The 23,381-nt window shown below is 40.2% G+C and carries 20 protein-coding genes and 1 tRNA gene; 17 read left to right on the top strand and 4 right to left on the bottom strand.

Annotated elements, in window-relative coordinates:
- Nucleotides 1–82 precede the first annotated feature (82 nt).
- From QL984_RS16455 to QL984_RS16425, 7 genes are all read left to right on the top strand, one after another.
- Nucleotides 83–2,317, top strand: a complete 2,235-nt coding sequence (locus QL984_RS16455) for an ABC transporter permease subunit (protein ID WP_036956717.1) — start codon at nucleotides 83–85, stop codon at nucleotides 2,315–2,317.
- A 15-nt stretch (nucleotides 2,318–2,332) separates the two neighbouring features.
- Nucleotides 2,333–3,982 (top strand): phosphate ABC transporter permease PstA, encoded by a 1,650-nt coding sequence (pstA, locus tag QL984_RS16450; RefSeq protein WP_013465994.1) that lies wholly within the window; start codon nucleotides 2,333–2,335, stop codon nucleotides 3,980–3,982.
- Nucleotides 3,983–4,001: 19 nt separating this feature from the next.
- Nucleotides 4,002–4,829, top strand: a complete 828-nt coding sequence (gene pstB / locus QL984_RS16445) for a phosphate ABC transporter ATP-binding protein PstB (protein WP_008114812.1) — start codon at nucleotides 4,002–4,004, stop codon at nucleotides 4,827–4,829.
- Between the two features lie 44 nt (nucleotides 4,830–4,873).
- A complete protein-coding gene (gene phoU / locus QL984_RS16440) occupies nucleotides 4,874–5,575 on the top strand; it encodes a phosphate signaling complex protein PhoU (protein ID WP_008114815.1) in 702 nt (233 codons plus the stop codon).
- Nucleotides 5,576–5,725: 150 nt separating this feature from the next.
- Nucleotides 5,726–6,400 (top strand): TIGR00153 family protein, encoded by a 675-nt coding sequence (locus tag QL984_RS16435; RefSeq protein ID WP_008114817.1) that lies wholly within the window; start codon nucleotides 5,726–5,728, stop codon nucleotides 6,398–6,400.
- A gap of 39 nt (nucleotides 6,401–6,439) precedes the next feature.
- Complete coding sequence (locus tag QL984_RS16430; protein WP_008114819.1) at nucleotides 6,440–7,708, top strand: inorganic phosphate transporter; 1,269 nt, start codon at nucleotides 6,440–6,442, stop codon at nucleotides 7,706–7,708.
- 81 nt (nucleotides 7,709–7,789) lie between these two features.
- Nucleotides 7,790–8,707 carry a hydrogen peroxide-inducible genes activator gene (locus QL984_RS16425; protein ID WP_290172977.1) on the top strand — a complete coding sequence of 306 codons (918 nt, stop codon included), beginning with the start codon at nucleotides 7,790–7,792 and terminating at the stop codon, nucleotides 8,705–8,707.
- A gap of 47 nt (nucleotides 8,708–8,754) precedes the next feature.
- On the opposite strand, the gene QL984_RS16420 is transcribed toward QL984_RS16425, so the two are convergent.
- Together QL984_RS16420 and QL984_RS16415 are read right to left on the bottom strand one after the other, a co-directional pair.
- On the bottom strand, nucleotides 8,755–8,958 hold the full coding sequence (locus QL984_RS16420) for a hypothetical protein (protein ID WP_008114823.1): 204 nt from the start codon (nucleotides 8,956–8,958) through the stop codon (nucleotides 8,755–8,757).
- 187 nt (nucleotides 8,959–9,145) lie between these two features.
- On the bottom strand, nucleotides 9,146–11,677 hold the full coding sequence (locus tag QL984_RS16415; RefSeq protein WP_290172976.1) for an EAL domain-containing protein: 2,532 nt from the start codon (nucleotides 11,675–11,677) through the stop codon (nucleotides 9,146–9,148).
- 458 nt (nucleotides 11,678–12,135) lie between these two features.
- Between QL984_RS16415 and queA the strand changes: the two genes are divergently transcribed.
- From queA to QL984_RS16385, 6 genes are all read left to right on the top strand, one after another.
- Complete coding sequence (gene queA, locus QL984_RS16410) at nucleotides 12,136–13,167, top strand: tRNA preQ1(34) S-adenosylmethionine ribosyltransferase-isomerase QueA (RefSeq protein WP_290172974.1); 1,032 nt, start codon at nucleotides 12,136–12,138, stop codon at nucleotides 13,165–13,167.
- 138 nt (nucleotides 13,168–13,305) lie between these two features.
- The gene (tgt, locus tag QL984_RS16405; protein ID WP_028835575.1) at nucleotides 13,306–14,433 is read left to right on the top strand and encodes a tRNA guanosine(34) transglycosylase Tgt; all 1,128 of its coding nucleotides are present in this window, start codon (nucleotides 13,306–13,308) and stop codon (nucleotides 14,431–14,433) included.
- A gap of 26 nt (nucleotides 14,434–14,459) precedes the next feature.
- Entirely contained in the window at nucleotides 14,460–14,795 is a 336-nt protein-coding gene (gene yajC / locus QL984_RS16400; protein WP_010391747.1) for a preprotein translocase subunit YajC, read from the top strand.
- A gap of 19 nt (nucleotides 14,796–14,814) precedes the next feature.
- Nucleotides 14,815–16,674: a protein translocase subunit SecD gene (gene secD / locus QL984_RS16395; protein WP_290172971.1), complete on the top strand. Its 1,860-nt coding sequence runs from the start codon at nucleotides 14,815–14,817 to the stop codon at nucleotides 16,672–16,674.
- A gap of 9 nt (nucleotides 16,675–16,683) precedes the next feature.
- Entirely contained in the window at nucleotides 16,684–17,631 is a 948-nt protein-coding gene (gene secF / locus QL984_RS16390; RefSeq protein WP_013465987.1) for a protein translocase subunit SecF, read from the top strand.
- Between the two features lie 132 nt (nucleotides 17,632–17,763).
- Complete coding sequence (locus tag QL984_RS16385) at nucleotides 17,764–19,551, top strand: bifunctional diguanylate cyclase/phosphodiesterase (RefSeq protein ID WP_290172970.1); 1,788 nt, start codon at nucleotides 17,764–17,766, stop codon at nucleotides 19,549–19,551.
- Between the two features lie 50 nt (nucleotides 19,552–19,601).
- Here QL984_RS16385 and suhB read toward each other — a convergent pair whose 3' ends face one another.
- Nucleotides 19,602–20,405: an inositol-1-monophosphatase gene (gene suhB / locus QL984_RS16380; RefSeq protein ID WP_010391751.1), complete on the bottom strand. Its 804-nt coding sequence runs from the start codon at nucleotides 20,403–20,405 to the stop codon at nucleotides 19,602–19,604.
- Nucleotides 20,406–20,641: 236 nt separating this feature from the next.
- Here suhB and QL984_RS16375 point away from each other — a divergent pair, with 236 nt between their 5' ends.
- Nucleotides 20,642–21,058, top strand: a complete 417-nt coding sequence (locus QL984_RS16375; RefSeq protein ID WP_290172967.1) for a VOC family protein — start codon at nucleotides 20,642–20,644, stop codon at nucleotides 21,056–21,058.
- A gap of 46 nt (nucleotides 21,059–21,104) precedes the next feature.
- Here the strand turns inward: QL984_RS16375 and QL984_RS16370 are convergent, their stop codons facing one another.
- The gene (locus QL984_RS16370) at nucleotides 21,105–21,770 is read right to left on the bottom strand and encodes a LiaF domain-containing protein (protein ID WP_013465984.1); all 666 of its coding nucleotides are present in this window, start codon (nucleotides 21,768–21,770) and stop codon (nucleotides 21,105–21,107) included.
- A gap of 313 nt (nucleotides 21,771–22,083) precedes the next feature.
- Here QL984_RS16370 and QL984_RS16365 point away from each other — a divergent pair, with 313 nt between their 5' ends.
- The 3 genes from QL984_RS16365 (at nucleotide 22,084) to QL984_RS16355 (ending at nucleotide 23,230) form a co-directional block, all read left to right on the top strand.
- Nucleotides 22,084–22,653, top strand: coding sequence for a BON domain-containing protein (locus tag QL984_RS16365; RefSeq protein WP_013465983.1), 570 nt, complete (start codon nucleotides 22,084–22,086; stop codon nucleotides 22,651–22,653).
- Nucleotides 22,654–22,717: 64 nt separating this feature from the next.
- Nucleotides 22,718–22,876, top strand: coding sequence for a YqaE/Pmp3 family membrane protein (locus QL984_RS16360; RefSeq protein WP_008466367.1), 159 nt, complete (start codon nucleotides 22,718–22,720; stop codon nucleotides 22,874–22,876).
- A 277-nt stretch (nucleotides 22,877–23,153) separates the two neighbouring features.
- Nucleotides 23,154–23,230, top strand: a tRNA-Ile gene (locus QL984_RS16355).
- Nucleotides 23,231–23,381: the final 151 nt, after the last annotated feature.

Here is a 23,381-nt window from a genome sequence, read left to right as displayed (position 1 = left end):
GTAAAGAATTATTACGACTGTAACATTACTGTCACTTTGATGAAATATAATGCGCCCAACGTTAAGATATAAGGGTGTTTTGATGACTTCAAATCCGAATAAACCGACTTTTAATACGGATCGAAGCCGTCTATTTAAAGACCGGTTTGCTAAGTTTGGCATAACCGCAGGCGGTATAATGGTATTAATAGCACTGCTATTGATCTTTTTTTACCTTCTTTATGTAGTGCAGCCTATTTTCGAGTCAGCTAAAGTTGAAAAGCGCGCTAGCTTTAATGTTGCTAATGCTGAGCAAATAGTTGGGCTTGGTGTTGAAGAACAAACTGAGGTTGCTTACTTACTTGATAATCAAGGTCTAGTTAACTTCTATAGTGTTGATAAAGCAAACTTTGGTAAAAAACTAAAAACACTTAATGCCACTTTACCTGCGAAGGTAACCAGCTTTGCAAATAGTGCTCCTTTTCAAGGTCATTATGCGTATGGCTTAGAAAATGGCACCGTGACTATTGTTGCGCCTAAGTTTTTAGTCACCTTCCCTAATAATGAACGTAAATTAAGCCCGCGTTTAGGTTATCCATTGGGTGAGATGGCGTTAGAAGTTGATGAACAAGGTGCTGCTATTAAGCGTTTTGCCTTTAGCCATTATGAGGACAAAACAGCCGTTGTGGCACTTACCGCCGATAAACGTGTGGTATTTAGCAGCTTTGTAGCCGAAGAAAATATGTTTACCGGTGAAGTCGAATGGCAAGTTGAACGTACCGAATTGAACGTTGATGGTCGCGTAGATGAGTTATTAATGTCGCCGGATACCACCCGCACATTTGTTCGCTCTGCTAATCAAATTTACGTATTCGATACTCGCTACCCAAGTGAAGTAGAGCAAATCCAATTATTATCTGCCAACGAAGAAAACGCTAATATTGTGTCATCACAATTATTAGCTGGTGCTAACTCCCTGATGCTGGCCAATGATAATGGTGAAATATCGCAGTGGTTTGAAGTAAACACTGACTCAGGTCGCGAGTTTCAAAAAATTCGTTCGTTTGAAACCACCAAGCAAAGTAAGTTAAATATTTTTACTGAGTTTTACCGTCGCACCTTTTTTACAACCGGTCAAAATGGTGAGCTAGGTGTTTATTACACAACCAGTGAAGCAAAGTTGTGGCAAGGTAAAGTCAGTGAAGGTGCAATTGAACAGTTTGCTATTGCTCCGCGTTCAAATGCCGCGCTGATTTTGGCTGATAACAAGCTAACGGTATTAGAAATTCATAACGAACACCCAGAAGTAACGTGGTCAGCGCTTTGGCAAGAAGTATGGTACGAGGGTTACCCTGAGCCGGGTTATATTTGGCAATCAACGTCTGCAAGTGATGATTTTGAATCTAAGTTCTCACTGGTACCAATTTCATTTGGTACTTTAAAGGCTGCTATGTATGCAATGTTATTTGCTGTGCCTATTGCTATTTCAGCCGCTATTTACACCGCTTACTTTATGTCGAGCGAATTACGTCGAGTGGTTAAGCCGACCGTTGAAATAATGGAAGCTTTGCCAACGGTAATACTCGGCTTTTTAGCTGGCTTGTGGTTAGCGCCTTTAATTGAAGAGCACTTGCCGGCTATTGTTGGTTTACTGGTGTTACTGCCATTGGGTATTTTAGCAACCGCTTTAGGCTGGAATAAATTACCTGCGGTTATTCGCCATAAAATCCCTGAAGGCTCACATTCAATTTTATTAATACCTGTGGTGTTATTTATTGGTTGGTTGTCATTTGCGATGAGCGAAAGTATTGAGTTATGGATGTTTGATGGCAATGTGCGTCAATACCTAACCAATGAATTAGGCATGACCTTCGATCAGCGTAATTCATTAGTAGTGGGTATCGCGATGGGCTTTGCGGTTATTCCAACTATTTTCTCAATTGCCGAAGATGCGGTATTTAGTGTGCCTAAACATTTATCAAATGGCTCGTTAGCATTAGGTGCTACGCAGTGGCAAACGCTAATTCGCGTGGTGTTACTTACGGCTAGCCCAGGTATTTTCTCTGCGGTCATGATGGGGTTAGGTCGCGCCGTAGGCGAAACCATGATTGTACTGATGGCAACCGGTAATACGCCGATTATGGATTGGAGTATTTTCCAAGGTATGCGTACCTTAGCCGCTAATATTGCCGTCGAAATGCCAGAGTCGGAAGTGGGGAGTTCGCATTACCGAATTCTATTCTTAGCCGCCTTTGTATTATTCATATTTACCTTTATTTTCAACACCGTTGCTGAATTTGTTCGTCAGCAGCTGCGTGAAAAATATAGCTCAATGTAAGTGGAGAAACACGACATGGTAAAGCAGTGGTTTAGGTCTGGTTCTCCTTGGATTTGGATGACCGGTGGTGCCGTCAGCATCAGTTTAATTTCAGTAATTGGTTTACTCGCCATGATTGCATGGAAGGGATTAAGCTTTTTTTGGCCATCTCAAGTTATGCAATATGAGCTTGAAGGCTCGATTACTAAACAAACCGTTATTGGTGAAATTTACGACCGTGAATTAGTACCTAAGTCGCGTTTAGCGGCAACCGGTATTGATGTTTCTAAATTTGAAAAAGACGAGGTTGAGCGTTTACTAATTAAAACCGGTAACCGTGAGTATGTAGATTTAGACTTTCGCTGGATACTTGAAACTGATATTACACAAAGCTCAGCACCAAAAGCACTCGCGGTATTTGAGCGTAGCAAAAACGGTAACTTTTACGGTTATGTAGAATCAGTAATTAAAGACGGTGAAACAATAACTACAGATAAAGTTGAAACATTACATGATCTTGTAGAGCGTGCGGTTGATTTAAATGACGAAGCACTGGATTTACAAAATGGTGATATTGGTCATATAAACTACGAGTTAGAGCGTTTACGTTTACAGGAAAAAGCTTATTTGCTTGATAACGAGCTAACTGATGAGCGCGTAGCTGAACTTGCTCAAGCCCGTGCTGATTTACGTGCGCAATATGGTGAGCTTGAAAAAGAGTTATTTGCACTGCGTAACCAAGCTAAGCGTGACCAAGTAACTGTGAAAGATATGCGTGGTGAGATTGTTACTATCCCGCTTTATCAAGTGTTGGATGTATGGTTTCCAAACGATATGGGCTTTTTTGCTAAACTAGGCCATTACTTTGTGCAGTTAGGTAAGTTTGTTTCAGATGACCCACGTGAAGCCAATACCGAAGGCGGTGTATTTCCTGCTATCTTTGGTACGGTATTCATGGTGATGTTAATGGCTGTGATTGTGACGCCATTTGGTGTGGTTGCCGCCATTTATTTGCATGAATATGCAGCTAAAAACGCAATTACTAAAATGATCCGTATTGCGGTTATTAACTTAGCGGGTGTTCCGTCAATTGTATATGGTGTATTCGGTCTAGGTTTCTTTGTGTATATGGTAGGTGGCAGTGTTGACCAACTATTTTACCCAGAGTCATCGCCTACGCCTGTATTTGGTACACCCGGTGTGATGTGGTCGGCACTCACTTTGGCTATATTAACTCTGCCTGTGGTAATTGTGTCAACCGAGGAAGGTTTATCTCGTATTCCAAGCACAGTACGTGATGGTTCATTAGCACTGGGCGCGACTAAGGTAGAAACGTTATGGCGAATCATTATTCCTATGGCCAGCCCTGCTATTATGACGGGGTTAATTTTAGCGGTTGCTCGTGCTGCGGGTGAAGTTGCACCGCTTATGCTGGTGGGTGTGGTAAAAATGGCACCAACGTTGCCGCTTGATGGTAACTTCCCTTACATACACTTAGATAGAAAGTTCATGCACTTAGGTTTTCATATTTACGATGTTGGCTTTCAAAGCCCTAACGTTGAAGCGGCGCGTCCGCTGGTATATGCAACGGCCTTTTTGTTAGTGTCGGTTATTATTACCCTTAACATCACCGCCATTGGTATACGCAACCATTTACGTGAAAAATTCAGATCGCTTGAGCATTAATTTAGTATAGGTAACAAACATGATTACAGTCGCTCCAAAAGTAAACCAAGCAAAGCCAAGCTTGAAGTTAGATTTAAATAATTTAACAGACGAACAAAAAGCGCTAGAAATTAAAGATCTCGACCTTTACTACGGTGATAAACAAGCACTGAGTAAAGTAAATATGAACATTCCGAAAGGCCAAGTAACGGCATTTATCGGTCCGTCGGGTTGTGGTAAGTCAACTTTGCTGCGTTGTATTAACCGTATGAATGACTTGGTTGATATTTGTCGCATAGAAGGCGAAATAATGCTGCACGGGCAAAATATTTACGACAAAAGCGTAGATGTTGCTGCGCTTCGTCGCAATGTTGGCATGGTGTTTCAGCGTCCAAACCCGTTTCCTAAATCAATCTACGAGAATGTGGTTTACGGTCTTCGCCTGCAAGGGATTAAAGAAAAGCGTAAGCTTGATGAAGTGGTAGAGCAATCGCTACGTGGTGCGGCTCTTTGGGATGAAGTAAAAGACAGACTTCACGATAGCGCATTTGGTTTATCGGGTGGTCAGCAGCAGCGATTAGTTATTGCTCGCTCAATTGCGATAGAGCCAGAGGTATTATTACTTGATGAACCAACATCAGCACTCGACCCGATTTCAACTTTAGTGATTGAAGAACTAATTAATGATTTAAAGAATAAGTTTACTGTGGTTATTGTTACTCATAACATGCAACAAGCAGCGCGGGTATCTGATCAAACCGCGTTTATGTATATGGGTGAGCTCATTGAGTATTCAGATACCAATACCTTATTTACCACACCAACGAAGAAAAAAACTGAAGATTATATTACCGGACGCTACGGCTAGTCGGGTTAAAACGCTAAAACAATGAATTATTAAAGAAGGTCATTATGGAACACAACATTAATAAACATATTTCTGGTCGTTTTAACCAAGAGTTAGAAGATGTGCGAAACCATGTACTGAGTATGGGTGGGTTGGTTGAGCAACAACTTAATAGCGCGCTTGATGCAGTTAGCAAAAACGATGCGGTATTGGCACAAAAAGTACGTGAAAACGACTACAAAGTTAATGCAATGGAAGTCAGTATTGATGAGGATTGCACCCGTATTATTGCTAAGCGCCAACCGGCAGCCAGTGATTTACGTTTAGTAATTGCAATAGCAAAAACCATTGCTGATTTAGAAAGAATTGGTGATGAAGCTAAGCGAATTGCTAAAGTTGCACTAGACTCATTTACTAAGGATCAACAAGATTTATTAGTAAATATTGAAAATATGGGTCGCCAAGTATCTAAAATGCTGCATGACGTTTTAGATGCATTTGCACGTATGGATGTGCAACGTGCATTTGAAGTGCATAAAGAGGATGCTAAAGTAGATAGAGAGTATGAAGCTATCACCCGTCAAATAATGACGTACATGATGGAAGATCCGCGCTCAATTCCAAAAATTATGGATTTAGTATGGTCTGTTCGCTCATTAGAGCGTATCGGTGATCGTTGTCAAAACATCGCTGAATATGTCATTTATTTTGTAAACGGTAAAGATATTCGTCATACATCTCAAGAAGATATTGAAAAATCACTGTAGTGATACGAATAACTAGAAAATAAGAAAGGCAGTAATACACTGCCTTTTTTATTTTTTGTAAATAATTGAATGAGAAAAAGCGTTCACAATCTAGCTTAATGCTGTAAAATTCACGCTGAACAGCATATTGAATTGATTAAAGGGTCAGTTATGCCAACAAATTTTTTAGGTGTTTTTGCAAAATCACCTATAAAACCAATAGAAGAACACATCAGAAAAGCGCATCAAGCAAGCGAAAGTTTGATACCTTTTTTTAATCATGTTTTTAAAGAAGAATGGCAACAAGCTGAAGAGCTACGTTTAACTATTCGTAATTTAGAACGTGAAGCCGATGAAATGAAAAGAACTATACGCTTACAACTACCTGGCGGATTATTCATGCCGGTAGAGCGTACAGACCTTCTCGAATTAGTAACCCAACAAGACAAAATTGCTAATAAGGCAAAAGACATTGCTGGGCGTGTAATTGGTCGTGAGATGATCATACCAAAAGAGATTCAAGAAGACTTTTTGGCGTATGTAACTCGTTGTGTTGATGCAACAAAACAAGCATCTAAAGCGATTAATGAATTAGAAGAATTGTTAGAAACGGGCTTTAAAGGCAGAGAAGTTACTCTGGTTGAAAAAATGCTCGTAGAATTGGATGCCATAGAACAAGACACGGATGAAATGCAAATTAGAATACGCCGCCAACTACGTAAAGTAGAAAGTGAGCTAAATCCAGTAGATGTAATGTTTTTATACAAAATCATTGAATGGGTTGGCGAGCTTGCAGATATTGCAGAGCGCGTAGGATCACGTCTTGAGCTGATGTTAGCTCGTTAATTTAAAATCAGTTCAAACACGAAAGATTAAGGTTACACAATGGATATCATTGCATCTTACGGCACGGTATTAATTTTAATTGCCGCAGCAGTCGGCTTTTTTATGGCTTATGGTATTGGCGCAAATGACGTTGCCAACGCGATGGGTACATCAGTAGGTTCAAAAGCACTTACCATTAAACAAGCGATTTTTATCGCGATGATTTTTGAGTTTGCAGGTGCTTATTTAGCCGGTGGTGAAGTAACATCAACAATTCGTAAAGGGATTATTGATGCGGCCCCATTTGCCGACATTCCTGAATTGATGATTTTAGGTATGATCGCCTCTTTATTTGCCGCGGGCAGTTGGTTATTAATGGCCTCGTTTTTAGGCTGGCCGGTATCGACGACTCATTCAATCATTGGCGCTATTATTGGCTTTGCTCTGGTTGCAGTAGGCACAGAGGCTATTCAATGGGGTAAGGTTGCCGGTATCGTAGGTAGCTGGATTGTAACGCCGGCGATATCAGGTTTTATAGCGTACTTAATATTTATGAGTGCACAAAAGCTGATATTTGATACAGACGCTCCACTTAAAAATGCCAAGCGCTTTGTACCAATATACATGGGTTTAGCTGGCTTTATTATGGCACTTGTGACCATTAAAAAAGGCTTAAAGCACATTGGTATTAATTTAGGTACCTTTGAAGGTTTTGCTATTTCTATAGGTATAGCGGTACTAGTTGCTGTTATTGGTAAAATTGCGATTTCTCGTTTAAATATCGATCCTAAAGCGGATAGAGAAATGCAGTTCAACAATGTAGAAAAAGTGTTTGCAGTACTTATGGTGCTAACAGCCTGTTGTATGGCATTTGCTCATGGTTCTAATGATGTTGCTAATGCAATTGGACCACTAGCTGCTGTTGTAAACATTGTTGAAAATAATGGTGAAATCGCGAAGAAAGCGGCTATTGCTTGGTGGATATTACCACTGGGTGGTTTAGGTATTGTTGCCGGTCTTGCTATTTTAGGCAAAAAAGTAATTAAAACCATTGGTGAAGGAATTACACATTTAACACCAAGCCGTGGTTTTGCTGCTGAATTAGCCGCTGCATCTACCGTTGTTATTGCATCGGGCACAGGCTTACCTATCTCAACCACACAAACCCTAGTGGGTGCCGTGTTGGGTGTAGGTATGGCACGTGGTATTGCCGCACTTAATATGGGTGTAATAAGAAATATTGTAGTTTCTTGGGTAATTACATTGCCAGTTGGTGCTGCCCTTGCTATTGTTATTTTCTACGTACTAAGAACCGCTTTTGGGGTTTAATAAAAAGTACTTAAAAGACTTTTAGCTTGAAAAGATCTCAACGCCCTTGGTGTTGGGGTCTTTTTATTTGTGGAAAGAAAAATGACCAATCTCCCTAGTATAAAGCAGCTACAGTATTTATTAGCTGTGCATCAGCATCAACATTTTGGCCGCGCAGCAAGTGCCTGCTTTATTGGCCAGTCAACGCTGAGCACCGCAATTCAAAACTTAGAAGAGACCTTAGGGTGTCAGCTTATAGAACGAGAAAATCGCAGTCTTATGTTTACCACCATTGGTGAAGAGGTTGTTGAGCGTTCAAGAAAAATCATTAACGACACTATTAGCTTAAAAGAGCTTACTAAAAGCTTTTTAACGCCGCTTAGCGGCACATTAACGGTCGGTGTTATTCCCACGATTGCGAGCTTTATTGCAGCGCCTCTTTATCACTTTTGTCAGCAAACGTTTGCTGACTTAGAGTTAGTTTTAGTGGAGGATACCAGCGACAAGCTACTTGATAAGTTAGAGCATGGGCAAATTGACTTGGCACTATTAGCGCTGCCCTACGAAACCGATAAATTTCATACACAAGTACTTGCACAAGATCATTTTAGCTTAGTGCACCATAAAGACTACACACCAGCTAAAGGCATTGAAGACTTTAATTTACTACCAGAAGCGAGTGTATTTTTACTTGAGCGAGAGCACTGTATGACTGGGCATGCGCTCAGTGCGTGCCATTTAAACCGCTCTAGCTGTATAAATCCCTTTGAGGCGGCTAGCTTACATACTTTATTGAGTATGGTTGAGTATAAACTTGGCGTGACTTTTTTACCGCAAATGGCGATTAACGCGGGTATTTTAGAAAACAAAAACATGCTTGCTACGCCATCACAAGGTGATGCTTATCGTGATATTGGTGTACTGTGGCGCAAAACAACGGGGCGGATTCGTGACTTTAAATTGTTTAGCCAACAGTTAGAGGCCTTTTTGAAAAAGCAGTGCAGTGTTGATTTTAAGTAACGTAAAAAAAAGCGTATTAGAGATAATACGCTCAATAACACAGGGAATTAAAGTGGCTGCTTGTGCTGGCCATGGTAGCTCTCTAGAGGCGGTAAAAACAATAAGTAAACCCACACAACAACATTGAAGTAAGGCACCAGTCCAAGCACTGTAAAGGTTTTTACAGGGTAGCCTTTAATCTGAGCATACTTGTAACATTGAAGCGCAATAGCAAAGTGTATAAACAATAATAACGTGATTAGTTGCGTCATAAACATCCTCCTTATGACCAAATGTCCATCTTTAAGAGTATAGACATCTAGACGATAAGAAATAAAGATGTCATGTAAAATCAAGGTAATCACTTAATTTTCATGACATTGTGCTGCCGATAAGCAAAGTATAGGTTAGATGGGTAATTTTGGTAGTAATAAATTGCTTAAATTTGTTTATTAATGTTTATAGTGATGTGAGGGTATCTTGATAAAAAATAGGGTTGTTCTTTATTTTTTCTAATTCAATCAGTACCTTGTTGATAGGGACAGGGCGAGCAATAAAATAGCCTTGCCCGTAGTCTACGCCTATTTCTTTGAGTGCAAAAAATACTTCAGCGGTTTCCACATATTCAGCCACAGAGCGCTTATCTAGTGACCGACTGATGTCGTTTATAGCTTTTACTAGCGCTAAATCAATGGAGTCGTTAAGCATATCGCGGACAAATGAGCCGTCAATTTTCACATGCTGGGCTGGTAATTGTTTAAGATAATTAAAGGTACTAAATCCGGTACCAAAGTCATCAATCGAAAAGTGGCAGCCTAAATTATTTAACCGTTCAATCATTTTACGAGTGGCAGCCAAATTATTAATGCTAGCCGATTCAGTTATTTCAAAAATAATTTTTGACGGAGACACTTGGTATTTTTCGAGGCTCGACTCTATTAACGGCAGTAAACGCTCATCTAAAAATGACTGTGCCGATAAATTTATTGCAACCTGAAGAAGCTCTGGGTGCGCAGCAACACTTGCAATACTGTTACGAATAACACATTGATCCATTAAAAAGGTGTCGTTAAGCATTTCCAATGAGGGAATAAACTGATTTGGGTAAATAAGTTCGTCGTCGAGCTTTAATCTCAGTAGTACTTCAAAGTAAGCAACCTGATTAGTTTTAAAATCCCAAATGGGTTGATAATGAAGTTCTATACTGTCTTGTTGTAGAGCTTGGCGTACGCCATGACCCCATTCTAAGCCCGTTTGCAGCGCATTGTTTTCACCATCTTGTTTTGAATAACAATGTACTAAGTTACGGCCTAAATTTTTAGCAATATATAACGCAATATCTGATTGCTTTAAACATTCATTTGGGTCGCAATTATCAGCAGTAATTTGTGTTAAGCCAATAGAGCAGCTAATTGAATACACTTGATCTTCTGACTTAAATTGGTTGCCCTCAATGGCACTACAAATCCCCTCTGCAATTAAATGTGCATCTAATAAATTGGTGTTTTTAAGGATCACCGCAAACTCATCGCCACCCACACGGCAGATCAGGTGCTCATTACTAATATTGGCAATAAACAGTTGTGCCACTTCTTTTAAAACAATATCGCCTTGTTGGTGGCCTTTACTGTCGTTGATTATTTTAAAGTGATCAAGATCGATATAAATAAGCGCATGCTCAATATTTGCATAGGTATTTTCGCTTTGGCAAATATAGTTAAGTTGTTGGTCGAAGTAATAACGATTATGTAGGCCGGTTAACGTGTCATGCAATGCTAAATGGCGTAATTGAAGCTCAGCTTGCTTACGCTCATGAATATTATCGAGTGTGGCGGTAATGGTCGCGTTATTACTGCTATTTTTTATTAGCTGGAGGCGGCATTCAACCCACACCGAATTGCCGTTTTTTTGTTGCAGTTTAACTTCTATTTTTTGTTTATTTGCGCCACCTTGTAAAATGTCATCAATAGTGGATTGTAACGACTGTTTATACTCTTTGGTACAAAATGCAGTTAATGGCTGTTTCAAGGTCGATTTAACCCCAAAACCACTCAAAGACTCCCATGCAGGGTTTATAAAACGAATATTGCCTTGCTGGTCTAGCTCAAGCACCACGGTATTTAGGTGCAATAAAATACGTTGATGTGCTGAAAACAGGTCGCGATATTTTACTTCACTAATACTTAGCTGCTGTACCTTATTAGCAAATTCAGCATAGCTGACCATAAAGTCTTCACGACGAGCTGCGTGGTCACAGACTTTATTTAAAAATGAGGGGTCGTAAGGGGCGCGAATAAAGTCGGTAACGCCTGAAAGTAATAACTGCTCGGCGTAATCGGCATCGTTTTTGTCAATAATAGTAACAATGGCTTGCTGAGGGTTATGCTGCAGAATTTTTTCGACTAATTGATTTGAGCTTTCTGCTTGTGCCGCTGTGGCATCCAGTAGCACGATAGCAAAAGGCTGCTGATTATAAGCACTTAGCGCCGCTTTTTCAGTTGTGACATGGGTGATAGCAAAGTTAAGTTTTAATTGCTCACTCATATCATTTGCCCTGCTGGCAAAGGGTTCTAATAACAACAGGTTTAAGCGACTACTTTTTTCTAAATGGCTCGACAACACATTTGCGAGTATTTGCGGCAGAATATCTTGGCGCTCAAAAGGCAGTACCGCATCTATGCCATAGCTACGTGCGGTAGTTTCGGCGATTCGCTCACAATAAATGGGCGGAATTAGCAAAATAGGCGTGTTTTTAGGCGTGTTTAGTAATCCAGAGCGGATCATACGGGAAAACCGCCAACCATCAATTTTACCTACATCTAAGCCGGTTATGATTATATTTACGCTTTGATTTTTTAATATTTTTAGGGCGTCTTGGCTGTCTGATGCTTCAATGAACTCAAACACATTAAGCCTCTCTAACGTGGCACGAATAGTCTGGCGCTCATCATTACTTGCATTCAATATTAGCAATTTAAGCTGTTTTGCCACGTAGGTACCACTCCGAGAGATGCAGATCATAAAACAGTAAGAGTAATGATATTTAGCGATAAGAACAAGCGTATTTAACCGCTATTTTAAATGTAGTTCATTGGTGGCTAATTAGGGGGAATATGTGGGATATCTTGAGCTTTATTACTAATAGTTAAATACCCAAACCACCTCAAAATGCAGAATTCAGCGCTTCACAGGGGCTTAATATCAAGGCGATACTTTGCAGTAATGGTAGTCCCTTTCAAGAAGTAGCAACGATGAGAGTATGCCCCTGTGAAACGCCCACGGGTTGGTTTAAAAGCGATTTATACTGCGTTATTGATATTAATAATAGAACCACTATTATTTGCAATCAATGCCTTGCCTAAATCGCTTTTAATTCCAACTGAAACTCGCATTTTGAGGTGGTTTGGGTATACACTTGGCGCGATTTTAAATGATGTGGAATTCTAACAATGCGCGTAGCTGATTTTAGCTTTGACTTACCTGATGAATTAATTGCTCGTTTTCCTAAAGCAGATAGAACGAGTAGCCGTTTATTGAGCCTAAACGGGCCAACTGGTGAGATTGAGCATAAAATATTTAGTGACATACTTGAGCTTGTAAACGAAAACGATTTACTGGTTTTTAATAATACCAAGGTTATACCTGCGCGTATGTTTGGTCAAAAAGAGTCTGGTGGTAAAGTTGAGGTACTCGTTGAACGCGTATTAGACGAACACCGCGTACTTGCGCATATTCGTGCGAGTAAATCCCCAAAGCCAGGTAATGTACTCATTTTAGAGGGCAAAGCAAAAGCTATTATGGTGGCACGCCATGATACCTTATTTGAGCTTGAGTTTGACCGCAATGAAAATGTGCTCGATATTTTAAATGATGTGGGCCACATGCCGCTTCCTCCTTATATTGACCGCCCAGATAACGAAGCCGACCGTGAGCGTTACCAAACGGTATATGGCGAAAAGCCAGGCGCTGTTGCTGCACCTACGGCAGGTCTTCATTTTGACGATAAACTCATGGCTGCGCTCAAAGATAAAGGCGTGCAAATGGCGTTTGTAACCTTGCACGTTGGTGCTGGCACCTTTCAGCCTGTAAGAGTTGAGAGTGTTGATGAGCACATCATGCACTCTGAATATATTGAAGTGCCACAAGATGTGGTGGATGCGGTTGCAAGCACCAAAGCCAAAGGCGGGCGAGTGATTGCTATAGGTACAACTTCAGTACGCTCACTTGAGTCTGCAGCAAAAATACATGGCGGCGAGCTAGATACTTACTTTGGCGATACCGATATCTTTATTTTTCCGGGTTATCAATTTAACGTTGTTGATGCCATGGTAACTAACTTCCATTTACCCGAATCAACTCTGATCATGTTAGTTAGTGCCTTTGCAGGGCAAGACAACATTATGGGCGCTTACAATACGGCGATTGAACAACAGTATCGCTTTTTTAGCTATGGCGATGCGATGTTTTTGACCCGTAAATAATTTACAGCGTCATCGGTTTATATTTACTCCTAGGTATAGTGAATTTCTCACTGCTAATAGTAATAGGGTGGTAAAAAGGGTAGAATCGAGCGGTTAAATTATAGCTTGTTGGACTGTTTTTCCGACGCAGAGGATATTATGAAATTTGAATTAGACTGCACTGATGGTAAAGCGCGCCGCGGCCGCTTGATTTTTGACCGAGGTGTAATAGAAACACCGGCGTTTATGCCTGTGGGTACTTACGGCACGGTTAAGGGTATGACACCTGATGAAGTAAAAGCAACGGGTGCACAAATTTGTTTGGGCAATACATTTCACTTAATGTTGCGCCCTGGTACTGAAATCATTAAACAGCATGGTGATTTACACGACTTTATGAATTGGGACTTCCCAATTTTAACTGACTCAGGCGGCTTCCAAGTATTTAGCCTTGGTGCAATGCGTAAAATCACTGAAGAAGGCGTGATGTTCCAATCGCCTGTAAATGGTGACCAAATTATGATGTCGCCAGAAAAGTCAATGGAAGTGCAGCGTGATCTTGGCTCAGATATCGTGATGATATTTGACGAATGTACGCCGTACCCTGCCACAGAAAAAGAAGCCAAAGACTCTATGGAGCTTTCTCTTCGTTGGGCTAAGCGTTCTAAAGAAGGGCATGGCGACAACCCATCAGCATTGTTTGGTATTATTCAAGGCGGTATGTATCCTGAGCTTCGTGCACAATCACAAGCGGGCCTTGAAGAGATTGGTTTTGATGGTTATGCACTCGGTGGTTTATCGGTGGGTGAGCCTAAACATGAAATGATTAATATTCTTGATCATTGTGCTTATAAAATGCCAGAAAACAAACCGCGTTACCTAATGGGTGTTGGCAAGCCAGAAGACTTAGTTGAATCGGTTCGCCGTGGTATAGATATGTTTGACTGTGTAATGCCAACGCGCAATGCACGTAACGGTCACTTATTTATTACAACTGGCATCATAAAAATCCGTAACGCAGTGCATAAAACAGATACTGGCCCACTTGATCCAGAGTGTGATTGCCATACCTGTAAGAATTATTCGCGTGCTTATTTGCATCATTTAGACAAATGTAACGAAATTCTTGGCGCACGACTAAACACTATCCATAACTTACGATACTATCAACGTGTTATGGAAGGTTTGCGTAATGCTATTAGCGAAGGTCAACTAGAGACATTTGTACACGATTTTTACGCTCGCCGAGGCCAAGAAGTGCCAGAGCTAGCTGATACAACAAATTAAAATTTAAAAATTAAAGAGGAAGTATTATGAGTTTATTTATTTCAAACGCACATGCAAGCGCTGGCGCACCTGCAGCAGGCGGCGGTATGGAAATGCTAATTATGTTAGCGATTTTTGGTTTGGTTTTTTACTTTTTAATTTACCGCCCGCAAGCTAAGCGCGTAAAAGAGCATAAAAGCTTAATGAGCGCGATGGCAAAAGGCGATGAAGTGCTAACCCAAGGTGGTTTAGTGGGTAAAATCGTAAAAATTGCTGAAGATAAAGACTTCATCGTGATCTCATTAAATGAGCAAGCAGAAGTAACTGTTCAAAAATCAGCAGTATCTGCTGTACTGCCTAAAGGCACAATGAAGTCGCTATAAAAATAATAAGGACGGCCCCGTGTTAAACAAGTTTCCAATTTGGAAGTATTTACTTGTTTTAGCTGTGTTAGCCATTGGCCTTTTATATGCTTCACCAAACTTGTATGGCCGCGATCCGGCCATACAAGTTTCTGGCGCTAAAGGCACCGATGTCGACCTCAGTGTTGTAGACAAAGTAAACGCAATCCTCAAAAAAGATAACGTCAGCGCTAAATCGACGAAACTCGAAGACGGGCAAATTCTTGTTCGTTTTAAAAACGTTGAAGACCAACTAAAAGCGCAAGACTTATTGCGTAACTCACTTAGTGACGATTATATCTCAGCGATTAATATGGCACCGGCACAACCGGCTTGGTTAAAGTCGCTTGGCGGTAATCCTATGAAGTTAGGCCTAGATTTAAGTGGTGGTGTACATTTCACCATGGAAATCGACATGGTCACTGCGGTTGATAATCAGCTTGAGCAAATGGAGCAAGATTTTCGTAGCGATCTGCGCGAAGAAAAACTACGTTATCGTAGTGTGCGCCGCGTAGCAGGTTCAGAGCGTATGCGTGTAGAAATGCGTAACGAAGAAGATAAAGAAGCCGCAGAGCGCTTTTTAGAAAGCCGTTACCCATTAAACGTTTACATTGATGATAGCAGTAACGATAACGCATTCTTTGCCACTATGAGTGAGCTAAAGCTAAAAGAAATTCGTGACTATGCTATCAAGCAAAACGAAACGATTATTCGTAATCGTATCAACCAAATTGGGGTTGCAGAGCCAAACGTTCAGCGCCAAGGTGCTGAACGTATTATTGTGCAATTACCAGGGATTCAAGATACCGCTCGCGCTAAAGAAATTTTAGGTGCTACGGCCACGCTTGAGTTTCGTGAAGTTGACGAAAATGCTGACATAAGCGCCGCTGCTCAAGGTCGTATCCCACCGGGTACTGAAATGATCATGAGCCGCGATGGTTATCCTGTGGTACTAAAAAAGCGCATTATTCTTGAAGGTAGCCATATTACTGGCGCGCAGTCAGGTGCAGATGAATACCAGCGTCCACAAGTAAGCATTAAACTCGATAGTAAAGGTGGGGCAAAAATGAATGCCTTCACCAAACGTGCTATTGGTAAACGTATGGCTACCGTGTTTATTGAGTACAAGCCATCGGGTAAAAAAGATAGCGAAGGTAAAGCACTTCCACCAATTAAAGTGGAAGAAGTGATTAACGTAGCAACCATTCAAGCGCGTCTTGACCGTTCATTCCGTATTACCGGTATTGATAACCCCGCTGAAGCACATAACTTAAGTTTACTACTTCGCGCGGGTGCACTGGTTGCGCCTATTCAAATAGTAGAAGAACGTACGGTTGGGCCAAGCCTAGGTCAAGAAAACATTGAAGCAGGTATGACCGCTGTAGCCTTAGGTTTTGCGTTTGTACTGGCCTTTATGCTTATTTACTACAAAGGTTTTGGTCTTGTTGCGAATATCGCACTGGCTGCCAACTTAGTACTTATTATTGGTATAATGTCGTTAATTCCAGGTGCAACGCTTACCCTACCGGGTATCGCAGGTATTGTATTAACCGTGGGTATGGCTGTTGATGCGAACGTACTTATATTTGAGCGTATTCGTGAAGAGCTCGCTGATGGCCGCAGCCCTCAACAAGCGGTTCATTTTGGTTACGATAGTGCCTTTAGTACTATTTTTGATGCCAATATCACCACATTAATTGCGGCGATTATCTTGTTTGCTGTTGGTACCGGTCCTGTTGCAGGCTTTGCGGTAACCCTAGCAATTGGTATTTTAACCTCTATGTTTACAGCAATTGTAGGTACCCGTGCGGTGATCAACCTATTTATTGGTGGTAAACGTGTTGATAAACTTTCAATTTAAGGAGCAGACATGCAAATTTTAAGATTGGGCGGAAAAACCCTTCGTTTCATGTCTCTTCGAAAAGTGGCAATGGGCTTTTCTACGTTATTAATCATAGCGTCGCTGGCGTCACTTTTTGTTAAAGGCTTAAATTTCGGTTTAGATTTTACCGGCGGTACAGCAGTTGAGGTAGGTTTTTCACAACCTGCCGATCTGAAAAAAGTACGTAATGTACTGGCTGAAAACGACTTTGCTGATGCATCGGTACAGCTTTTTGGCTCAAGCCAAGAAATACTGGTCCGTTTAGCCCCTCGCGGTGATGATGTAAAAGCAGAAGTAATTGGTAACCAAGTAATTGCTGCCCTTAAACAAGCTGATGATAGCGTAGTAATGCGCCGTATTGAGTTTGTAGGCCCAAGCGTAGGTGAAGACTTAAAAGAGCAGGGTGGCCTTGCCATGTTAACTGCGCTTATATGTATCTTAATTTACGTAGCATTTCGCTTTGAATGGCGCTTTGCTGTGGGTGCGGTGGGGGCACTATTACACGATGTAATCATTACGATTGGTTTATTCTCGGTGCTTGGTTTAGAGTTTGACCTAACTATTTTGGCTGCAATACTCGCCGTGATAGGTTACTCACTAAACGATACCATTGTTGTATCAGACCGTATCCGTGAAAACTTCCGTAAAGTACGTATTGACGACACCATTGAAATTATTGACCTGTCACTTACGCAAACACTTAATCGTACTTTAGTTACATCAATTACCACTATTTTAGTATTGATTGCACTCTTTGTATGGGGCGGCCAAACTATTCATGGCTTTGCTACCGCACTATTATTTGGTGTATTTATTGGTACTTATTCTTCAGTTTACGTTGCCAGCTCGGTGGCTATTGCCATGGGCGTAAGTAAAGAAGATTTAATACCAGAGGTGATTGAAAAAGAAGGTGCCGATTTAGACTCAATGCCTTAATTGAGATTAAATTATCCTTTTTAAAAAACCGCTCCTTGTGAGCGGTTTTTTATTGCTTAGCGTGTAAGACATATAATTGTCATACGAGCTTGATATTTTATTACTCTTATTTAATTTTGATCAGAGCTAGTAGTGACTGAGCAACGTAAAGCCTTAGAGTCAATCTTACAACAAGGGGCAATAACAACCTTGTTTCAACCTATTTTTGATATAACTAAGCAATCTATTATTGGGTATGAAGCGCTGAGTCGAGGCCCTAAAAATAGCCCATTAGCGATGCCAAATAAGCTATTCGAAACGGCTCATAAATATCAATTGATCTCAGAGCTTGAGCTTTTATGCCGTTCTCGCGCCATAGAAAACTTTGTAAAACTAAATCTACAAGGGAAGTTATTTTTAAATGTCAGCCCAAAAATTCTACTCGATCCGAGCCACCCTAAAGGCGAAACCTTACATTTAATTGAACAGTTTGGTCTTGCGGCTAATCGTGTGGTGATTGAAGTCACCGAACAAGAAAAAGTAGATGATGGCTTTTTACTGTTAAAAACCATTGCTCATTATCGAGAGCTAGGCTTCACTATTGCTATTGACGATCTTGGTGCAGGTTATTCCGGTCTAAAGCAATGGTCGCAATTATGCCCAGATATTGTAAAAATTGATCGTTACTTTATTGATCATTGCGATCAAAGCGAAGTTAAAAAAGAATTTCTAAAATCAATTGTGGTGTTAGCGCGGGCAACAAATACAGCGGTGATTGCAGAGGGAATTGAGCGTACTGAAGAACTCGATTTAGTTAAAAGTATAGGCATAAGTCATGTTCAGGGATTTTTGTTAGAAAGACCCAGCCAACAACCAAGCTATGACTATAACTGTAAGCAGTTGCAAGCATTTACATTGACTCAAGCAGGATCAAAGTTTGAACAATCAATGGCTATCGGGGTGCTTGCTGTTGCTCAGCCTGCCATTAGCAGTCACACGCGTTGTAAAGAAGCTCATGCGCTTTTTGAGCAAGATAAACGCATAATTAGCTTACCCGTTTTAAATAGCAATCAGCAGCCAATAGGGCTGTTACACAAAGATCAGCTAACAGAAGTGTTTGCCGCGCCATACGGGCATGCACTTTATGATAAATGCGAAGTCACTGAGTTAATGGATAAACAGCCTTTGGTGGTTGATGAAAATCAAATGCTTGATATTGTCTCTCAGCAAATAACAGAGCAAGACTTTGATATTCGTCGCCATATTGTTATCACAAGTAATAATAAATATTTAGGTTTGGCACCGCTCAGGGACATATTAAAGCACATTACCGCTGAAAAAATCCGCCACGCCCAACATGCTAACCCTCTGACCATGTTACCGGGTAATGTGGCAATTAGTGAAGTAATAGAGCAGCGTCTGCAACATAAACAGCCATTTTCACTAGCTTATATCGATTTAAATCATTTTAAACAATTTAACGATCTGTATGGTTATGCCAGTGGGGACAGCGTGATAAAACTTCTGGCCGATGTGACTGTAAAAGCGTGTGCGCACAGCGCTAACTTTGTCGGGCATATTGGTGGCGATGACTTTATGGTGGTGTTTGAAAAAAAAGATGCGGTGGAGGTTTGTAATACCATTATCACGCAATTTGAACTGCAGTCACGCGTATTTTTTACGCCAGAGCATATTGCTGGAAAAGGGTATTGGGCAACTAATCGAGAGGGCGAAAAGCAGTTTGTACCTTTACTTACATTATCGATAGGTTTAGTTGAGCCGGATCTGCAGCAGTGTAAAAATAGCCATCAAGTAGCGGCATTAGCCACAGATGCTAAAAAAGAAGCAAAACGTTATCGTCACAGCTACTTATTTATTTGTAATCGAAGAAGGCCTGCACCCGCTGTTGTGCGTTTATCCAATAGTAAAAAAAGTGGCTAACAAAAAGCAAAAAAGGAGCCTCGGCTCCTTTTTTTAGTGCGGTATTACGATTAACGTAATAACGACTCAGATAATACTGGGCGCATTTCACGAACAATCGCTTGTGTTAGCTTAGGTGCACCACAAATAACGTTACCGCTCACGTTGTAGTTATTACCGCCAGCAAAATCAACAACCATGCCGCCAGCTTCTTTAACTAATAGCTCGCCTGCTGCTGTATCCCACGGTTTTAAACCAATTTCAAAGAAACCATCAACACGACCCGCTGCAACATATGCCATATCAAGTGCTGCAGAACCTGCACGACGAATATCAGCGGTATGTACGAATAATGCTTTAAATGCTTCAGAATAGGCATCTAAGTGGTGTTTTTGTTTGAAAGGGAAACCTGTTGCAAGAACAGAACCGGCAAGTTCAACCGTTTTAGATACACGTAAACGTTTGCTGTTTAACTGTGCGCCTTGACCACGAGAAGCGGTGAAAAGCTCGCCACGAATTGGATCGTAAATTACGGCTTGGTCTAAACGACCTTTAACTTTAAGTGCAATTGATACTGCGAAATGAGGGATACCCTTGATGAAGTTAGTTGTGCCATCAAGTGGGTCAACAATCCATTGGTAATCAGCATCCTTACCTTTGTGTTCACCTAACTCTTCACCAACGATGCAGTGATCAGGGTAAGAACGTAAAATAGTGTCACGAATTACGGCTTCGGCTTCTTTATCAATGTTCGTAACTAAATCATTAGTGCCTTTTTGTTGCACTTCAACTTTTGATAAGTCTTCACTTGCACGAAGAATAAGCTTGCCTGCGTTACGCGCAGCGCGAACCGCAATGTTTAACATTGGATGCATGGTATTACCTTTGGGTTGTAAAAGAACGTTTATATATTTAAGCCGGCGTATTTTAGCGGTTTTTGCCATAAAGTAAACCATAAAGCCTAAATACTTGTGAGTGTTTTTTGTACAGGTATGATCTTTCAATATATTTATCGGAATAAAAACAGACAATAAATTTGTAAATTAGCGCTTTACCTAAAGTTAACTTGAGGTTTTATGATGTTCTATATTCAATTAACAGGAAGAAAGTTATGAAATTAGAACACGTAAATTTAGTTGTTAGTGACATAAACGCCATGCTTAAGTTTTACCAAGCAGCGTTTCCCTATTGGTCAATTAGAAGTGAGGGGGAAGGAACTTGGTATGGTAAAGCAAGGCGCTGGGTACATTTTGGTGATAACGAGCAATATATTGCTATAAGCGATCACGGTGAAGGGAAAAACCGCGACCTATCAGGACATCAAATTGGTTTGGCACACTTTGCCTATGTAACCAATAACTTAAATGCAGTAATAGCGCGCCTAAAACATGCGGGCTTTGCAATAAGTAAAGAAGGTGCTGTAAATCCATTTAGAAAAAACATTTATTATATTGATCCCGCAGGGTTTGAAGTTGAGTTTGTAGAGTACATGAGTGATGTACCTATTGAGCGAAATAACGACTTATAATATGAATGAAGCCAACGATTATGGCTTCATTCAATGTTTAGCATATTTAATAATGTTTACCATTCATGCCAAGTTGAGTTTTTAGATCATTTGCAAAGCTAATAAATTTTTCTTTAATAGTGCGTTTAACTTTAACTTCCACAGAGCCTAAAACAGTTTTTCCTTCAATGTGAATCGTTGGCCCTTGGCGCTTATTAAGTGACACTGTTTTATTTTCAAAACTGCCTAAAATACAAAACATTTTAGAAACTACATTAACGTGCTCTGGTACATATATTTCTTCGCTGCCAAAATAACAATTAACGTGAATAGTGACATGTTGGTGGGTAAAAATCGCATCTGTAAAATCAAGATTGATTGACCCCATGTAGTTTTCTATATAAATGTTTTGAGGAACTACCCATTGGCCGCTTCGTTCACTTGAACCAAGAATGCTTCTTAATGTAAGTGGCTCTTCATCAGTCTCATGCTGCGCGCTATAATTAGGTGCAAACTGAGAGTGCTTTTGCGCCTTATATTGCTGGTCAGTATTTAAAGTTAAATCTTCAACGAGATCCATAAGTGCTTTATTGTCACTCGCTGCCATGGCGTCGTCTAAGCGCCTTTCAAATGCTTCTACAGAAATAACACCATGGCTGTAGTTATAAATGAGCTGATCAATCACTTGCTCACGAACTTGCTCAATAGGGCGGTCTTCAATTTTAACAGACATTTAAATTATCCTTTTATGATTGCTGGTTATTTCAAAGCAAGCCTTATACCAAATATTAAATTGTTTAAATTCAGTGGTTTATGATTTTGGGTTTTTGATTCTTTATTATATTAACGACAGATTAACCAAATATACAATTATTTAGTAAGTTTCGCTATTCGAGAAACTTTTACGCAATAGTCTGTAAATGTTTACTTAGTAGGTTTAAGCCAACATCTACTATTTTAAATTAAGCTATTGAAATTAAAGGTTAAAAAATGTTGGCCCGATGCTCGCATTAGCTTAAGTGTCTTTAATCAAAAGGAGAACGATTATGAAAACATTTAATAAGTCTATGATTGCAGCCCTAGTATTAGGAACAACCGCAATGGGCGCTCAGGCAAGCAGTTGGGAAAACGAAAGCAAAGATGCTTGGATTGATGGGAAAGCAGAAACAGTATTGCTTATGAACACCAATCTAAATAACTTTGATATCAACACGGACGTAAAAAACGGCAAGGTAATGCTAACAGGTAAAGTAAACAGCGAAGTAGATAAAGAGCTTGCTGAAGAACTCGTGCTAAGCCTAGATGGTGTAACTGACGTTGAAAACAGTCTAACTGTGGTAAAAAACACCGACATGAAGAAGCATGATTCTGAAATGATGGGTAACGACACTGAAAGTGATTTAACAGATGCTAAAATCACTACAGTGATCACAACACGTTACTTATTTGATTCTGAAGTAGGTGGTACAGACATTGATGTTGATACCGATAATGGTGTGGTAACTCTTAAAGGTACAGTTGAGTCTGATGCTGAAAAGCAATTAGCGATGGAAATTGCTAAAAACGCTGAAGATGTTCGCAAGGTAGTTGATGAATTAACTGTTATTGCAGAATAATACACTATACTAAAGCCCAGCCCTGCTGGGCTTTTTGCTTTGCTAACATTATAAGGATTAAATTATGGATATCATTAGAATTATTTTTTCTATTTTATTACCACCACTGGGTGTGTTTTTACAGGTAGGACTAGGGATGCATTTTTGGTTAAATATTTTGCTAACTTTGCTCGGCTATTTCCCTGGATTAATTCATGCGATTTACATTATTGCCAAAAAATAATGTAGCAGCATAGCAGGACATTTAATACTGAGTTGCTAAGTGCTCCCAAAGGTATGTGAATTAGTTACTCAGGCTGCTATTAATAAATGGATTTGTTTTACAAAACTCATCACTAACAAAACCTCAAAGCCTACTATTTGAGCAGTTAGCCCCTTGATTGCTAAAATAAAGCTTTTTGCTAGTGACAAGCCCCTAAAAACTTTTTATACTGCAACCCGCTTTAGTCGCTCTGTGGCTAAATGCTTCAAAAATTAACTGCTTACAGTTATACAGAGATGGCCCCTTAGCTCAGTTGGTTAGAGCACACGACTCATAATCGTTAGGTCCCCAGTTCGAGTCTGGGAGGGGCCACCACTTTTACAAGCTTCCCAAGTAAATAGAAACTCACCTTCCTAGTTTATAAAACTTCATTTCTATTACTTCTATTGTATTTTTATCAGCGCACTGATTTTTTTATTAATTTTATTGAATACATTGCAATAAACACAGTTGAATCTACTATTAA

This window comes from Pseudoalteromonas sp. APC 3495 (assembly GCF_030407645.1).
Taxonomy (GTDB): Bacteria; Pseudomonadota; Gammaproteobacteria; order Enterobacterales; family Alteromonadaceae; genus Pseudoalteromonas; species Pseudoalteromonas tetraodonis.
The sequence above is the reverse complement of the archived record's forward strand: the minus strand, read 5'-3'. Positions and strand labels throughout refer to the sequence as shown.

Coding starts and splice junctions, on each gene's coding strand:
- QL984_RS16455 (WP_036956717.1), top strand. CDS start 83: ATGACTTCAAATCCGAATAAACCGACTTTTAATACGGATCGAAGCCGT.
- pstA (WP_013465994.1), top strand. CDS start 2,333: ATGGTAAAGCAGTGGTTTAGGTCTGGTTCTCCTTGGATTTGGATGACC.
- pstB (WP_008114812.1), top strand. CDS start 4,002: ATGATTACAGTCGCTCCAAAAGTAAACCAAGCAAAGCCAAGCTTGAAG.
- phoU (WP_008114815.1), top strand. CDS start 4,874: ATGGAACACAACATTAATAAACATATTTCTGGTCGTTTTAACCAAGAG.
- QL984_RS16435 (WP_008114817.1), top strand. CDS start 5,726: ATGCCAACAAATTTTTTAGGTGTTTTTGCAAAATCACCTATAAAACCA.
- QL984_RS16430 (WP_008114819.1), top strand. CDS start 6,440: ATGGATATCATTGCATCTTACGGCACGGTATTAATTTTAATTGCCGCA.
- QL984_RS16425 (WP_290172977.1), top strand. CDS start 7,790: ATGACCAATCTCCCTAGTATAAAGCAGCTACAGTATTTATTAGCTGTG.
- QL984_RS16420 (WP_008114823.1), bottom strand. CDS start 8,958: ATGACGCAACTAATCACGTTATTATTGTTTATACACTTTGCTATTGCG.
- queA (WP_290172974.1), top strand. CDS start 12,136: ATGCGCGTAGCTGATTTTAGCTTTGACTTACCTGATGAATTAATTGCT.
- tgt (WP_028835575.1), top strand. CDS start 13,306: ATGAAATTTGAATTAGACTGCACTGATGGTAAAGCGCGCCGCGGCCGC.
- yajC (WP_010391747.1), top strand. CDS start 14,460: ATGAGTTTATTTATTTCAAACGCACATGCAAGCGCTGGCGCACCTGCA.
- secF (WP_013465987.1), top strand. CDS start 16,684: ATGCAAATTTTAAGATTGGGCGGAAAAACCCTTCGTTTCATGTCTCTT.
- suhB (WP_010391751.1), bottom strand. CDS start 20,405: ATGCATCCAATGTTAAACATTGCGGTTCGCGCTGCGCGTAACGCAGGC.
- QL984_RS16375 (WP_290172967.1), top strand. CDS start 20,642: ATGAAATTAGAACACGTAAATTTAGTTGTTAGTGACATAAACGCCATG.
- QL984_RS16370 (WP_013465984.1), bottom strand. CDS start 21,770: ATGTCTGTTAAAATTGAAGACCGCCCTATTGAGCAAGTTCGTGAGCAA.
- QL984_RS16365 (WP_013465983.1), top strand. CDS start 22,084: ATGAAAACATTTAATAAGTCTATGATTGCAGCCCTAGTATTAGGAACA.
- QL984_RS16360 (WP_008466367.1), top strand. CDS start 22,718: ATGGATATCATTAGAATTATTTTTTCTATTTTATTACCACCACTGGGT.